General features: G+C 48.9%; 14 protein-coding genes. 7 read left to right on the plus strand and 7 right to left on the minus strand.

All coding sequences use genetic code 11. The features are described from left to right. Positions 1-8 precede the first annotated feature (8 nt). Entirely contained in the window at positions 9-1,427 is a 1,419-nt protein-coding gene (locus H4F65_RS11955; protein ID WP_010280193.1) for a glutamate synthase small subunit, read from the plus strand. 268 nt (positions 1,428-1,695) lie between these two features. Then, positions 1,696-2,469 carry a (S)-acetoin forming diacetyl reductase gene (locus H4F65_RS11960; RefSeq protein WP_010280192.1) on the plus strand — a complete coding sequence of 258 codons (774 nt, stop codon included), beginning with the start codon at positions 1,696-1,698 and terminating at the stop codon, positions 2,467-2,469. Positions 2,470-2,527: 58 nt separating this feature from the next. On the opposite strand, the gene sspB is transcribed toward H4F65_RS11960, so the two are convergent. The 4 genes from sspB to H4F65_RS11980 all read right to left on the minus strand — a co-directional run bounded on the left by sspB (position 2,528) and on the right by H4F65_RS11980 (position 6,383). Beyond that, entirely contained in the window at positions 2,528-3,031 is a 504-nt protein-coding gene (sspB, locus tag H4F65_RS11965; RefSeq protein WP_010280191.1) for a ClpXP protease specificity-enhancing factor, read from the minus strand. A 5-nt stretch (positions 3,032-3,036) separates the two neighbouring features. Continuing rightward, entirely contained in the window at positions 3,037-3,678 is a 642-nt protein-coding gene (gene sspA / locus H4F65_RS11970; RefSeq protein WP_005975503.1) for a stringent starvation protein SspA, read from the minus strand. Positions 3,679-4,098: 420 nt separating this feature from the next. Next, complete coding sequence (locus H4F65_RS11975) at positions 4,099-5,343, minus strand: enolase C-terminal domain-like protein (protein ID WP_010280188.1); 1,245 nt, start codon at positions 5,341-5,343, stop codon at positions 4,099-4,101. 335 nt (positions 5,344-5,678) lie between these two features. After that, entirely contained in the window at positions 5,679-6,383 is a 705-nt protein-coding gene (locus H4F65_RS11980; protein WP_010280187.1) for a FadR/GntR family transcriptional regulator, read from the minus strand. 180 nt (positions 6,384-6,563) lie between these two features. Between H4F65_RS11980 and H4F65_RS11985 the strand changes: the two genes are divergently transcribed. The 3 genes from H4F65_RS11985 (at position 6,564) to H4F65_RS11995 (ending at position 10,037) form a co-directional block, all read left to right on the plus strand. Next, positions 6,564-7,337: an SDR family oxidoreductase gene (locus tag H4F65_RS11985; protein ID WP_010280186.1), complete on the plus strand. Its 774-nt coding sequence runs from the start codon at positions 6,564-6,566 to the stop codon at positions 7,335-7,337. A 110-nt stretch (positions 7,338-7,447) separates the two neighbouring features. Beyond that, the gene (gene idnD / locus H4F65_RS11990; protein ID WP_010280185.1) at positions 7,448-8,494 is read left to right on the plus strand and encodes an L-idonate 5-dehydrogenase; all 1,047 of its coding nucleotides are present in this window, start codon (positions 7,448-7,450) and stop codon (positions 8,492-8,494) included. 214 nt (positions 8,495-8,708) lie between these two features. Continuing rightward, positions 8,709-10,037 (plus strand): MFS transporter, encoded by a 1,329-nt coding sequence (locus H4F65_RS11995; protein ID WP_010280183.1) that lies wholly within the window; start codon positions 8,709-8,711, stop codon positions 10,035-10,037. Between the two features lie 85 nt (positions 10,038-10,122). Here the strand turns inward: H4F65_RS11995 and rpsI are convergent, their stop codons facing one another. The 3 genes from rpsI to zapE all read right to left on the minus strand — a co-directional run bounded on the left by rpsI (position 10,123) and on the right by zapE (position 12,349). After that, positions 10,123-10,515, minus strand: coding sequence for a 30S ribosomal protein S9 (gene rpsI, locus H4F65_RS12000; RefSeq protein WP_010280182.1), 393 nt, complete (start codon positions 10,513-10,515; stop codon positions 10,123-10,125). Between the two features lie 15 nt (positions 10,516-10,530). After that, the gene (gene rplM, locus H4F65_RS12005; RefSeq protein ID WP_005975488.1) at positions 10,531-10,959 is read right to left on the minus strand and encodes a 50S ribosomal protein L13; all 429 of its coding nucleotides are present in this window, start codon (positions 10,957-10,959) and stop codon (positions 10,531-10,533) included. A gap of 238 nt (positions 10,960-11,197) precedes the next feature. Next, positions 11,198-12,349 carry a cell division protein ZapE gene (gene zapE, locus H4F65_RS12010; RefSeq protein WP_010280177.1) on the minus strand — a complete coding sequence of 384 codons (1,152 nt, stop codon included), beginning with the start codon at positions 12,347-12,349 and terminating at the stop codon, positions 11,198-11,200. 221 nt (positions 12,350-12,570) lie between these two features. On the opposite strand from zapE, the gene zapG reads away from it, so the two are divergent. Both zapG and degQ read left to right on the plus strand, forming a co-directional pair. Continuing rightward, positions 12,571-12,975 carry a Z-ring associated protein ZapG gene (zapG, locus tag H4F65_RS12015; RefSeq protein WP_005975485.1) on the plus strand — a complete coding sequence of 135 codons (405 nt, stop codon included), beginning with the start codon at positions 12,571-12,573 and terminating at the stop codon, positions 12,973-12,975. 258 nt (positions 12,976-13,233) lie between these two features. Beyond that, positions 13,234-14,604, plus strand: a complete 1,371-nt coding sequence (degQ, locus tag H4F65_RS12020; RefSeq protein ID WP_010280173.1) for a serine endoprotease DegQ — start codon at positions 13,234-13,236, stop codon at positions 14,602-14,604. Positions 14,605-14,654: the final 50 nt, after the last annotated feature.

Genomic DNA, 14,654 nt, shown 5'->3' on the forward strand with positions numbered 1-14,654 from the left:
AGGTCATCATGAGTCAGAATGTTTACCAGTTTATCGACTTACAGCGCGTTGATCCGCCCAAGAAACCGCTAAAGATTCGTAAAATTGAATTTGTTGAGATCTACGAGCCGTTCTCAGAAAGCCAGTCCAAAGCCCAGGCAGACCGTTGCCTGGCGTGCGGTAACCCTTACTGTGAGTGGAAGTGTCCGGTACATAACTACATCCCGAACTGGCTGAAGCTGGCGAACGAAGGCCGTATTATCGAAGCGGCTGAGTTATCGCACCAGACCAACAGCCTGCCGGAAGTCTGCGGTCGCGTATGCCCGCAGGACCGTCTGTGTGAAGGGTCTTGTACGCTGAATGATGAATTCGGCGCGGTCACCATCGGCAACATCGAACGCTACATCAATGATAAAGCGATAGAGATGGGCTGGAAGCCAAGCGTTGCCAACGTCAAACCGACCGGCAAACGCGTCGCCATCATTGGCGCAGGCCCAGCAGGGCTGGCGTGTGCTGACGTGTTGGCACGCAATGGCGTACAGGCTGTCGTGTTCGATCGTCATCCTGAGATCGGTGGCCTGCTGACCTTCGGTATCCCTTCTTTCAAGCTGGAAAAAGAAGTGATGGTGAAACGTCGTGAGATCTTCACCGAGATGGGCATCGAATTCCGTCTGAATACCGAAGTTGGTAAAGACGTGCAGATGAAAGCGCTGCTGGACGAGTACGATGCCGTCTTTCTCGGCGTCGGCACCTATCAGTCTATGCGTGGCGGATTGGACAATGAAGACGCTCAGGGTGTCTACGATGCGCTGCCGTTCCTGATCGCTAACACCAAGCAGCTGATGGGCTTTGAAGCCGCAGTAGACGAGCCTTACATCAGCATGCAAGGTAAACGCGTTGTGGTGCTGGGCGGTGGCGACACCGCGATGGACTGCGTGCGTACCTCGATTCGTCAGGGCGCAACGCACGTTACCTGCGCCTATCGTCGTGATGAAGAGAACATGCCAGGCTCCAAGCGCGAAGTGAAAAACGCGCGTGAAGAAGGCGTCGAGTTCAAATTCAACCTGCAACCGTTAAGCGTCGAGATCAATGGCGCAGGCAAAGTGTGCGGCGTGAAAATGGCACGTACGGCACTGGGCGCACCAGATGCCAACGGGCGTCGTCGTCCTGAAATCGTAGAGGGTTCCGAGCACGTACTGGAAGCTGATGCGGTCATCATGGCGTTTGGCTTCCGTCCGCACAAAATGGCGTGGCTGGCAGAACATGACGTCAAGCTGGACGATCAAGGTCGCATTGTCGCACCAGAAAGCTGCGATAACGCCTTCCAGACCAGCAACCCGAAAATTTTTGCGGGTGGCGATGCAGTACGCGGTTCCGATCTGGTGGTTACCGCCATCGCAGAAGGTCGTAAAGCCGCTGACGGCATCATGAACTATCTGGAAGTATAGAACGTAACACTTCTTTTAAGGGCAGCGCTGGCTGCCCTTTTCTTTTTCCGTCGTTACCTGAAATTTCGGTTAGCGGTCGATAGCAATCAGCTCTATATTTTCCCCTACGGCATATCACACCAGGCAGACTAATAAAACCTTCGTCTTTCCACTGGGTTCTAAAGAACCTTTCGTAATAAATCCTGCAATATCACATTAACGACCTACACTTACCTCCGACATTGATTTGTCTTTATTGAGATTGGATTTCATTAAGGAGGAAGGAACTATGACAGTCGAAGTGGCCCTTGTAACAGGAGCCGGTCAAGGTATTGGCCGCGCTATTGCTCTCAGACTGGCGGCCGACGGTTTTGCCGTCGCTATTGTGGACTACAATCAGGAAACGGCGCACAGTGTGGCGCAGGAAATCGAAAAAGCTGGCGGACAGGCCATCGCACTACAGGCCGACGTCGCAGATCGTGAGGCGGTTTTCGCTGCCGTAGCAGCAACCAAAAAGCGCTTTGGTGATTTTAACGTCATCGTCAATAACGCCGGTGTTGCCCCGTCAACCCTGATTGAAGACATCACGCCAGACGTTGTCGATCGCGTTTATAACATCAACGTCAAAGGCGTCATCTGGGGTATTCAGGCTGCGCTCGATGCCTTCAAATCCCTGGGACACGGCGGTAAAATCATCAATGCCTGTTCGCAGGCGGGGCATGTGGGCAACCCCGAACTCGCCGTCTACAGCTCAAGTAAATTCGCAGTTCGTGGCTTAACGCAAACTGCCGCACGCGATTTAGCGCCGCTGGGCATCACGGTCAATGGTTACTGTCCGGGTATCGTAAAAACGCCAATGTGGGATGAAATCGATCGGAAGATCTCCGAATCCGCAGGGAAACCGCGTGGCTATGCGACGGAAGAGTTCGCCAAACGCATCACGCTGGGCCGCCTTTCCGAACCGGAAGATGTCGCTGCCTGCGTGTCCTATCTGGCCAGCCACGATTCCGACTATATGACGGGGCAGTCGCTATTGATTGATGGCGGAATGGTGTTCAGTTAACCGCATAGTCCGCGAACAACGGGAGTAAGAAAGGGCACCACAAGGGTGCCCTTAAACATTACTTCACGACCCGTAGCGAAGGTCGGCCACCTTTAGGCGGCTGTGGTGGTTCATCATCAGAATCCGAGCCATCGCCAGGCGCTTCAGAATCAGGTGAGCTATCGACAATCGACATGACCGTCCCTGAAGCGGGTACGCCTTCCTGAAAGTCTTCATACTCACCTGCAGATTCGTAAGCAGGTTCGGACTCAAACATCGTTCCAGCCCCGTTCTCACGTGCATAAATCGCCATGACGGCCGCCATCGGCACATAAACCTGACGCGGTACGCCGCCAAAACGGGCATTGAAACGAACGCTGTCATCAGCTAACTCAAGGCCGCCAACAGCGCGCGGTGCGATATTCAGCACGATCTGGCCGTCACGGGCGAACTCCATCGGCACCATAACATCCGGCAGAGTGACATCTACCACCAGATGAGGCGTTAATTGGTTATCCAGTAACCAATCATAAAAAGCCCGTAATAAATACGGACGACGCGGAGACAGTTGAGACAACGCCATACGGTTTAACCTCGGGTTTGCAAACGCATTTCACGTTCCACTTCTGTCAGGGAAGCCAGGAACGCATCACGCTCAAAGACGCGAGTCATGTAGCCTTTCAGCTCTTTCGCACCCGAACCACTCAGTTCAATGCCTAACTGCGGCAGACGCCACAGCAGCGGAGCCAGATAACAATCCACAAGGCTGAACTCTTCGCTCATGAAATAAGGCGCTTCATTGAACACGGGGGCAATGGCCAGCAGTTCTTCACGCAATTGCTTACGTGCTGCGTCCGCTTCCTGAGCGCTGCCGTGCGTAATTTTCTTCAGCAAAGAATACCAGTCGCTCTCAATGCGGTGCATCATCAGGCGGCTGTTACCGCGCGCAACCGGATAGACAGGCATTAACGGCGGATGAGGAAAACGTTCATCCAGATACTCCATGATAATACGTGATTCATAGAGCGTCAGTTCACGATCGACCAGCGTTGGCACGGAACCGTAAGGATTGAGGTCAATAAGATCCTGAGGCAGATTATCCATGTCTACCTGCTCAATCTCGACACTCACACCCTTTTCCGCCAATACGATGCGGACCTGATGGCTAAAAATGTCGGATGGACCAGAAAACAGCGTCATTACCGAACGTTTGTTGGCAGCGACAGCCATGAAAACCTCCAAGTTTATCGAGAAAATATGGCGAATAACCGCGCAGTCAGTAACCTGCAAAACGCTATTCGAAATGCTGCTCGCCAATGTGTGTAAACGTCACAGGACAAAAATCCTAGCGGTTTTAAACAGCTACACGGTAGCTAACACACAGGCATAAAATCGGCGGGTAGTTTATCAGATTTTGTTCGTTTTGTGGGGATATAAGCGGAAAATCTTATTTAACAAAATGATAAATAAGTGTTTTTTTATTAAATACAAATTTTTCATTTGCAATAGCGAAGTCTAAACAACACCGCCAGAGAATAATCTCTCCCCTGCATTGACCTGCGCTGAGTCGTCAATCGCCCAGAAGCCGACGAGGCCCGTCGGCTTCTAAGTAAGCGAAATTAAAGCAAATTGACGCCGTTAAGCCGGTGGTTAAGGTCGTGCCGCCGTGCCATCCGGCAAACGTGCATTCGTCCATGACGGCAATCCACCTTCAACAGGGAATTGCTTCGCTTTTTGCTCATCGATATCAATCCCTAATCCTGGCTTATCGTTCAGATACGCGTATCCACCTTCAATATCCGGGCAACCGGGGAAAACGTCCCGCAGCGCTTCATTCATCGGCGTATATTCTTGAATACCCAGATTAGTAATGCTCATATCAATGTGCATATTCGCGACTACACCGACAGGTGAGATATCCCCCGGACCATGCCAGGCGGTTCTCACGCCATGAAATTCGGCGAGTGTCGCCAGTTTTTTGGCTGGCGTAATCCCACCGATCATACTGATATGGCAGCGAATAAAATCAATCAGATGATTGGTTATCAGGTGCTTGTATTCGGCAACATGAACAAACAGTTCTCCCATCGCGATTGGGGTGGATGTTTGTTGGCGCATCACGCTTAGGAAATCAACATTCTCTGGAGCAACGGGGTCTTCAAGATAAAAGAGCTTGTAATCTTCCAGGGATTTCGCCATTTGCAACGCGGTAACCGGCGATACCCGCTCATGAACATCATGAATAAATTCAACATCAAACCCAATCTTATTGCGCAGATGATCGAAGAAGGCCGGAATGCTTCTGGCATAAGCGTCAGGATCGAAATAAATACCGGGCGTCTTCGTTCTTGGTGAGCGCTTCGGCGTGATATTGGCTTTATCCAACTGAGTGGCAATCAGTTTGAGGTCTTCCGTCCCTGCTCCACCATACATACCCATCTGACAACGAACATACTGATACCCTTCTTCCATTGCCGCACGGATGTTATCTTCCGCCGCGACCGCATCTGCACCATCGCAATGACGATAAAGCGGAATACCGTCACGGCATTTGCCGCCCAGCAATTCATAAACCGGTAAGTTAGCGACTTTACCCTTGATATCCCACAGCGCCATATCGATAGCCGAGATCGCATTGTTCATCACCGGCCCATTGCGCCAATAGCCGCTCACGACCGCGGACTGCCAGATATCTTCAATACGAGAAGGATCTTTCCCGATCAGGAAAGGCTTCATGTACTCATTAATCGCCGCTTCAACCGCGAAAATACGTTGGGTAAAGGTTGCACATCCCAAACCGTATAAACCGTCCTGATTGGTTTCGACCTTGACGACAACCAGATCAATGCCACCCGGTGCCGTTAGAATTGTCTTTACGTTTGTTACCTTTATCATGCAAAAACTCCTGTGATAGCCACAATCAGATTATGTAGAATCTCATTTGTTGTATGACATCATATCTCTTGAGATATTACTATCAAAAGAAAAAAATAAAAGCAACTTATATCGAGGAGAAAACAGGGAAGTACAGCGGGCTGAAGGGGGTGTCACTAAAGGTAATCATTTTAATAAATTAGATAATAGTGGATCACTACGGGGATATTTCAGATACAAAAATATCGCGAAGTCACATCAATTGCTGATGCTACAAAGCAAGCATCAGCAGGCCGTTACTGACATAGGAATAAAGGAGAGGTAAGCGACCTGAGAAATAGGGTAATATTTACGCGTTAGTTATTATCAAGATTGTTAATCATAACAATGTTACATTCCATCGCCTGATCCAGGCATAGCTTAGCGGTTTCAACATCACGATTTTTTATCGCCATAAAAATTTTGATATGCGCATCAATACTATCCAACGTTATGCCTAGCACGCGGTTTAACTCTTCCAGATAGAAATAGTACATATTTTTCACATACTTAATTGCATGTGAAAACACCTTATTGTGCGCCGCATTGATAATCGCCATGTGGAAATCCAGGTCGGCCTGAGAGTATTTTTTATAGTCGTTTTTGTTGACCAGCATTCGGTTAAGTGCATCTTCTATAAGAGCAATATCCTCATCCGTTGCATTTTTTGCCGCCAGCTCGATGCACTTAAATTCCACCGTTTGCCGAAACACCATCATGTCCATGAATTCACCTTTCGTCAGGTGAAGAATCGGCTTGTCATTCGCCTGCATACGGAAGCTTTCAATTTCATTTGAAACAAAAGAACCTCGACCATGTTTGGTATAGATGATTCCCAGGTTTCTCAATTTTTGCACCGCACTGCGAATACTCGTTCTACTTACTTCAAAAGCTTCACTTAATTCAAACTCAGACGGTAATTTCTCACCCTGTTTCCACTCACCGCTGAGTATTTTTTTCTGCATCTTCTGATAAACGGCTTCAGCAATATTATTTCTTGGTATTGATTCTATATTGTCCATAACGCCTCAAATCAATTATTGGAATCATGATCACAAAAAAACGCTTTGACTGTTGATTGAAGTATAACAAAGCGACACCATCACTTCCACTTATTAGTTGTATGACAACATGATGTATGACAATACTACCTCTTTAAAAATAACCTATTCACTACTCAATAATCAGTTAAGGAGTTGATAATGGATGCCGCAAAACTATTTGATCTATCAGGGAAAACTGCACTCATTACCGGTTCTGCAAGAGGCCTCGGTTTTTCCTATGCAGAAGGATTAGCATCGGCCGGTGCCGCCATTGTGCTCAGCGACATCAGAGAAGAAACGCTGAACGAGGCGGTACAAAAGCTAACGGCAAAGGGCTATAACGCTAAAGGTTACGTGATTGATGTCTCAAAAGAAGACCAGATCGTCAATGCATTCAACCAGATGGATGCCGCCAGTATAGAAATCGACATTGTGATTAATAACGCAGGGATCCAACATCGTCAACCGTTAGTCGACCTTGCGCTACAGGACTGGCAGCGCGTCATGGACATTCACCTGACAGGGACATTCCTCGTGTCGCGCGAGGCTGCAATCCGCATGATAAAACGCGGCCGCGGCGGCAAATTTATCAATATCTGTTCACTGACCAGTGAACAAGCACGCCCTACCGTCGCCCCTTATACCGCCGCTAAAGGCGGAATCAAAATGTTGACGCGTTCCATGTCGGCAGAATGGGCAGAATATAACATTCAAGCGAACGCAATCGGCCCCGGCTACATACTGACTGACATGAATGAAGCCTTAATTAAAGATGTTGAGTTCGATAAGTGGGTCAAAAGTAGCAACCCAACTAAACGTTGGGGAAAAACCGAAGAACTTATCGGTACGGCTATTTTCCTGTCTGCTGATGCATCGAATTATATCAATGGTCAGGTCATCTATGTCGATGGCGGATGGTTAGCGGTACTCTGATTCTCAGGAAACTAATATTTGTCAGAGATGATTGATAAGTCAACGTGTGGTTTTAATTCCCTCCACCGCGACAAAGGAAAATCACACTATATTATTTTAGAGGTATCAAGATGAAACAAGATACGCTTACCTTTGATGCATGTATTGTTCATGGGAAAAAAGACGTAAAAGTAGAAAGTCGTGAACTGACTTATACCGAAAACGATATTGTCGTTAACGTTGAATGCGGCGGTATTTGTGGTTCAGATATTCATTATTATCATGAAGGCCATGCCGGTTTATCTGTAATAAAACATCCCATGGTCATTGGTCACGAATTCGTTGGCAGAATTCATCAGGCCCCTACCAATAGTCAATTAAAAGTCGGCCAAAAAGTTGCGATCAATCCTTCCCAGCCTTGCAACAAATGCGACTATTGTCTGGAAGGCAAACAGAACGAATGCGCCAGTATGCGATTCATGGGAAGCGCCCAATTTAATCCGCACGTACACGGCGGTTTTGCTCAATATGTCACGGTTTCCGCACAGCAGTGCTATCCCTATGACGAAAGTGTCCCTTCGCAAATTATGGCACTGGCGGAGCCAACGGCGGTTGTTATTCATGCCATCAACGTCGCAGGCAGCCTGGTCGGTAAAAAGGTCCTGGTCATCGGAGCAGGTCCTATTGGTGCCTTGACGATTGCCGCAGCGAAAGCTTCAGGTGCCGTAGAGATTGTCGCATCCGACATCAGTGAAAGGTGCAGAAACATCGCGTTGGAAATGGGAGCCGATGCTTCCGTCAATCCGCTTGATGAAAGTGCAATGGAAATCTATAACCAAAATAAAGGCTACTTTGATGTGACATTCGAAGCCAGCGGTGCGCCTGCGGCAATCGCCTCATCGGTCTTTGCGACACGCCCTAATGGTTTGATTGTACAAATTGGTATGGGACCAAGCCCTGTTCAATATCCCGTTGCACAAATGCTAGTAAAAGAACTCTCGTGGAAAGGATCATTCCGATTCATTAATGAATTTGCTACTGCGGTTAAATGGCTGGAGAAAGGCATTATAAACCCACAGCCCATTATCTCCGCTGAATATTCTTATCATGATGTTGAGAATGCATTAATTGCGGCAAGTGATAAAAACATTTCCTCAAAAGTACTCGTTAAATTTTAATAAAGTATCACCTTTAATTTTAAATCGGAATTATACGGCAAAGGAATGCTGACAATACGCTATTGACCAAAAATCAAGATGTGGTGTTTTTTTCTTATTCTTCTACCGATTAATTATTTCCACATATTGTCTGGAAATGATTTTTCGTGTGTGCCACCAGGTATTTATACCTCACCACATATTGAATTAAATCTAATAATCATATGGTGACACAATGAACTCATCTCCAGTTAAGGTTAAAAGAAGCACCTCCGATCTCGCCAGGGCATCCGTTTCTGGCTGGCTCGGTACCACACTAGAATTCATGGATTTCCAGCTCTATTCTCTTGGTGCCGCACTGGTCTTCCATGAAATTTTCTTCCCTGAACAATCGGCTGCTATGGCATTAATTCTCGCGATGGGAACCTACGGTGCAGGATACATTGCCCGTATTGTCGGTGCCGTCTTCTTCGGGAAAATGGGAGATAGAGTAGGCAGGAAAAAGGTTCTGTTTATTACTATTGCATTAATGGGTATTTGTACCACATTAATAGGCGCACTCCCAACTTACCAGCAGGTTGGCATTCTGGCACCGATTCTATTGGTGGTGCTCAGAGTTATTCAGGGACTAGGTGCCGGTGCAGAGATCTCTGGTGCCAGTACCATGCTGGCAGAATATGCACCTGAAGGTAAAAAAGGCATTATTGCCTCACTGGTTGCCATGGGAACCAACTGCGGAACATTGAGCGCGACGGCCATTTGGGCTGCGATGTTTTACTTCTTTAGCAATGAAGAGATCATTGATTGGGCGTGGCGTCTTCCCTTCCTGGCGAGTTTCGTGGTGATGGGGTTTGCTATCTGGTTACGTCTGAATCTGAAAGAAAGCCCGGTATTTGAAGGGGTACAAGAAACAAAAGAAGTCGCCCACCAGCACACTCCTTTTTGGTCTTTGCTAAAAGGGAAAGCGTTTTGGATTGCAACAGGACTGCGCTTCGGACAGGCGGGGAACTCAGGTATTATCCAGACTTTCCTGGCTGGCTACATGGTACAAACACTACTATTTAGCAAGGCCGTTCCAACCGATGCCATCATGATTAGTTCAATCATCGGCTTTCTGACAATCCCATTGATGGGGTGGCTATCAGATAGAATCGGGCGCCGCATTCCTTATATCATCCTGACGCTGGGCTCTATCCTTCTCGCTTATCCGATGATTTCAATCATCGTGAATAAAGAGCAGGCAGTTGCCACGATAACAGTATGCTTAATCCTGATTCATAACATCGCGGTGCTGGGGCAAGCCGCTATCGAAGGAATCACGATGGCAGAGATGTTCGGTTCGAAAAACCGCTTCTCCCAAATGGCAATTTCCAAAGAAATCGGTGGGTTATTCGCTACGGGTCTCGGGCCTTTGCTCGCGGGTATTTTTTGCCAAATAACGGGGTCGTGGTATCCCATCGCTGTGATGCTCATTTGCTACTCCTGCATTGGCTTGCTATCCGCCCTTTTGATGCCAGAAGTCAAAGATCGCGACCTGCATGATGTAAAAAACGCAACGGAATAGCAGTAAAGGTAAACGCTAGACATAAAAAAACCCGGTGACCAGCACCGGGTTTTTTGCATTGATTTCGCTGCAAAGCAGCCAGAAATTAACGCTTGGAGAACTGAGGACGACGACGTGCTTTACGCAGACCGACTTTCTTACGTTCAACCTGACGAGCATCACGAGTAACGAAACCAGCTTTACGCAGTTCGCTACGCAGAGACTCATCATACTCCATCAGAGCGCGGGTGATACCGTGACGGATCGCACCAGCCTGACCAGAGATACCACCACCTTTAACGGTGATGTACAGATCAAATTTACCAACCATGTCGACCAGTTCAAGCGGCTGACGAACTACCATGCGGGCAGTTTCGCGACCGAAGTACTGTTCCAGACTACGCTGGTTGATAACGATGTTACCGTTGCCCGGTTTGATGAACACGCGAGCGGCGGAGCTTTTGCGGCGACCAGTGCCGTAGTATTGATTTTCAGCCATTGCCTATAATCCCGATTAAATGTCCAGAACTTGCGGTTGCTGTGCCGCGTGATTGTGCTCGGTGCCCGCGTAAACTTTCAGTTTACGGAACATAGCACGACCCAACGGGCCCTTCGGCAGCATGCCTTTAACCGCGATTTCAATCACACGCTCAGGACGGCGGGCAATCATCTCTTCAAAGGTCGCTTGTTTAATACCACCGATGTGACCGGTGTGATGATAATAAATCTTGTCAGTACGCTTGTTGCCAGTTACAGCAACTTTGTCAGCGTTCAGAACGATGATGTAATCACCCGTATCAACGTGCGGAGTGTATTCCGCTTTATGCTTGCCGCGCAGACGACGAGCCAGTTCAGTAGCGAGACGGCCTAAAGTTTTACCGTTCGCATCAACAACGTACCAGTCGCGTTTTACGGTCTCTGGTTTAGCTGTAAAAGTTTTCATTAAAAGCTTACCCAATAATTAGTTACACGTTGGTGAACACCCAAACGCTCGAAAACAGTTGAGGCTCACACGACCATCAAGTCCAGCAAACCTACCCCTTCGAATAGCCATTGCCGGCACTATAAAGTTTTTGGGAAAAAAAACTTTGTTGTAACGTGGGGTCGCAAGATTATAGAGAAGTCATTCTCAAAGATCGACCTTTTTTCACACGCAAATGACTAAAAAACCGCAGCCTGCGTTACGCCAAATGTGGCTGCCGTAAGTACTCTTCGCTCTGCATTTCCTGCAAACGGGATAAACAGCGCTGGTATTCAAATTTCAGGTGCTCTCCCTGATAGATCTCAAACATCGACGCCTGCGCAGAAATAATCAATTTGATACGGCGATCGTAGCACTCGTCCACCAGTGCCAGAAAACGGCGAGCGGTGTTCTCTTCCTTCGTTTCCATCACCGTCACATTGTGCAACAGCATCGTGTGGTAGAGGCGCGACAGTGCGATGTAATCATTCTGGCTACGCGCTTCGGTACACAACGTATGGAAATCAACCGCCAGCACGCCGTCACTCGCGCCAAGTGTCGATAACGGACGATGATTGATCTCCAGCACCGGCCCCGGCGTCTGCCACGCTTTCCCGGTCAGGCGGGTAAACATCTGCTGCATCGCAGCATCCGTCTCTTCATTCAGCGGCGAGAGATAAAGGTGTGCCTGCGTCAGCGTACGCAGACGATAATCGATACCCGCATCAACATTACGCACTTCGCAATACTGCTTAATCAACTCAATCGCAGGCAAAAAACGCGCGCGTTGCAGTCCATTACGGTAGAGGTCGTCTGGCGGAATATTCGACGTCGCCACCAGCGCGATACCACGAGCAAACAGCGCTCGCAACAACTCAGCCAGCAGCATCGCATCGGTAATGTCAGAGACGAAAAATTCATCGAAACACAGCACATCCGTTTCGGCCTTAAAACCGTCCGCCACTTTCTCCAGTGGATTTTCCTGCCCCTGAAACTGGTTCAGTTCTTCATGCACACGCAACATAAAACGATGAAAGTGCAGGCGCATCTTGCGCTCAGCGGGCAAGCTGTGGAAAAACATATCCATCAGCCAGGTTTTACCGCGCCCGACGCCGCCCCACATGTACAGCCCTTGAACCGACGCAGATTCACGTTTATTACGCCTCCCCAGCCAGCTACGCCATTTCCCCACGCGGTCGGATGCCCCGGCATCACCATCAGCAGCGCGTTCACATAACGCCTGATGTATCGCTTCCAGGCGCACAACGGTTTGCCGTTGCACCTCGTCCGGCTGATATTCACCAGCGGAAAGCGCCTGCTGATAAAGCGCCAAGGGTGTTATTTGCTGTTGTGTTGTCTGTGGAATAACCATAGCCATCGCAATCCCTGAGAAAAAAGTTAGTCGTGTTTTGCTGTGTGTTATCGTCGATTTAAGCCGTAATCGTCGCAGTTAACAACCTTGATGTCTGCGATAGGTCAACATTCCTTTCTCTCATCGAGTATCAGGATTCCACTCAGGCAAGATTAACGGTTATAGTGACTATTATTAAGTGAAAAACCCTACGGGACAACGACGTCAAAATAGGAGCTATTATGACTTGGGAGTATGCGCTGATAGGTTTAGTTGTCGGTATTATTATTGGTGCTGTAGCCATGCGCTTTGGTAACCGTAAGCTGCGGCAACAGCAGGTATTGCAGAATGAGCTGGAGAAAAGCAAAACCGAACTGGAAGATTATCGTCAGGAATTGGTAGGTCACTTCGCCCGCAGTGCGGAGCTGTTGGATAACATGGCGGATGATTATCGTCAGCTTTATCAACACATGGCGAAAAGCTCCAATAACCTGTTACCTAACGTTCCCGGCCAGGATAATCCGTTTAAATATCGTCTGACCGAATCAGAAGCGGATAACGATCAGGCTCCGGTGAACATGCCGCCGCGCGATTATTCCGACGGTGCATCAGGCCTGCTGCGGGGCGAACGCCCGATTCGCAAGTAATTCAGTTTCCCCCCTAGCGTGAGGCTTTCTGTCTCACGCTTTCCCCTCTCTTGTTCTACGCTTAAAACGCTTGTACGTTTAAGACGCGTACCGCAGGCTGCCATCGTCCAATCACGCATTAAAAACGCGATAGTTACAATCTGCTGACGAAACAGCAGTGAACTTTACACATTGATCGCCAGTCTGACTCTTCACCGTGTCTTTAAGTTTATATATCATCGTTTTATTCATCCGCAGGCCGTGAGAGAGTTAATAACAATGAAAAAAACATCATTACTATTTAGTGCACTGGCAATGAGTATAGGTTTGACCCTGTCCACGCTTCCCGCTGCAAATGCTGCGCTGCCTGCCGTGGTTCAAGGTCAACAGACGCCAAGTCTGGCCCCGATGCTGGAGAAAGTCTTGCCAGCCGTGGTCAGCGTGCATGTTGAAGGTACACAGGTACAGCGCCAGCGCGTACCGGAAGAATTCAAGTTCTTCTTTGGCCCTAACTTCCCGACGGACAAACAAAATTCTCGCCCGTTTGAAGGACTGGGCTCTGGCGTCATTATTGATGCCGCGAAAGGTTACGTGCTCACCAACAATCACGTGATCAATAACGCCGACAAGATCCGCGTCCAGCTTAATGACGGACGTGAGTATGAAGCGAAATTGATTGGGCGTGATGAGCAGAGCGATATCGCCCTGCTACAGCTGAATAACGCCAAGAATCTGGTCTCTGTAAAAATGGCCGATTCCGATCAACTGCGCGTGGGTGACTTCGCCGTTGCCGTGGGTAACCCGTTCGGCCTTGGTCAGACCGCGACGTCCGGTATTATCTCCGCGCTGGGACGTAGCGGCCTGAATCTTGAAGGGTTAGAAAACTTCATCCAGACCGATGCTTCCATCAACCGCGGTAACTCCGGCGGTGCGCTGGTTAACCTTAACGGCGAACTGATCGGTATCAATACTGCGATCCTGGCACCGGGCGGCGGAAACATCGGTATCGGTTTCGCTATCCCTAGCAACATGGCCCAGAATCTGGCGCAGCAATTGGTTGAATTTGGCGAAGTGAAACGCGGGCTACTGGGTATTAAAGGCAGCGAGATGACGTCGGAAATGGCGAAAGCCTTCAACGTCGACGCGCAGCGCGGTGCCTTCGTCAGCGAAGTCTTACCGAAATCTGCCGCAGCCAAAGCCGGTATCAAGGCGGGCGACGTGTTGACGACGCTGGATGGTAAACCCATCAGCAGCTTTGCCGAACTGCGGGCCAAAGTCGGCACTACCGCACCGGGCAAGACCGTGAAAATCGGCCTGCTGCGTGATGGTAAACCGCAGGAAGTTTCCGTCGTGTTGGATAACAGCTCATCGGCATCCACCAGCGCTGAAACGCTTTCACCGTCATTGCAAGGGGCTTCTCTGACTAATGGTCAATTGAAAGACGGCAGCAAAGGCGTACAGATCGATAACGTTGCTAAGGACACCCCTGCGGCGCAGGTCGGTCTGCAAAAAGGCGATGTCATCATCGGCGTGAACCGCGAGCGTATTGAAAACATCACGCAACTGCGCAAGCTGCTGGAAGCGAAGCCTTCCGTTCTGGCCTTGAATATCGTCCGGGGTGAAGAAACGATTTATCTGCTGCTACGTTAATCGCTTGCCGTCTTTTTCGGCAGCTTAACTGGCCAGAACATCGCTAATGT

Origin of the sequence: Pectobacterium brasiliense, from assembly GCF_016950255.1 — a bacterium.
Classification (GTDB): Bacteria; Pseudomonadota; Gammaproteobacteria; order Enterobacterales; family Enterobacteriaceae; genus Pectobacterium; species Pectobacterium brasiliense.

Coding starts and splice junctions, on each gene's coding strand:
- H4F65_RS11960 (WP_010280192.1), top strand. CDS start 1,696: ATGACAGTCGAAGTGGCCCTTGTAACAGGAGCCGGTCAAGGTATTGGC.
- sspB (WP_010280191.1), bottom strand. CDS start 3,031: ATGGCGTTGTCTCAACTGTCTCCGCGTCGTCCGTATTTATTACGGGCT.
- H4F65_RS11985 (WP_010280186.1), top strand. CDS start 6,564: ATGGATGCCGCAAAACTATTTGATCTATCAGGGAAAACTGCACTCATT.
- idnD (WP_010280185.1), top strand. CDS start 7,448: ATGAAACAAGATACGCTTACCTTTGATGCATGTATTGTTCATGGGAAA.
- rpsI (WP_010280182.1), bottom strand. CDS start 10,515: ATGGCTGAAAATCAATACTACGGCACTGGTCGCCGCAAAAGCTCCGCC.
- rplM (WP_005975488.1), bottom strand. CDS start 10,959: ATGAAAACTTTTACAGCTAAACCAGAGACCGTAAAACGCGACTGGTAC.
- H4F65_RS11955 (WP_010280193.1), top strand. CDS start 9: ATGAGTCAGAATGTTTACCAGTTTATCGACTTACAGCGCGTTGATCCG.
- zapE (WP_010280177.1), bottom strand. CDS start 12,349: ATGGTTATTCCACAGACAACACAACAGCAAATAACACCCTTGGCGCTT.
- H4F65_RS11995 (WP_010280183.1), top strand. CDS start 8,709: ATGAACTCATCTCCAGTTAAGGTTAAAAGAAGCACCTCCGATCTCGCC.
- sspA (WP_005975503.1), bottom strand. CDS start 3,678: ATGGCTGTCGCTGCCAACAAACGTTCGGTAATGACGCTGTTTTCTGGT.
- degQ (WP_010280173.1), top strand. CDS start 13,234: ATGAAAAAAACATCATTACTATTTAGTGCACTGGCAATGAGTATAGGT.
- H4F65_RS11975 (WP_010280188.1), bottom strand. CDS start 5,343: ATGATAAAGGTAACAAACGTAAAGACAATTCTAACGGCACCGGGTGGC.
- H4F65_RS11980 (WP_010280187.1), bottom strand. CDS start 6,383: ATGGACAATATAGAATCAATACCAAGAAATAATATTGCTGAAGCCGTT.
- zapG (WP_005975485.1), top strand. CDS start 12,571: ATGACTTGGGAGTATGCGCTGATAGGTTTAGTTGTCGGTATTATTATT.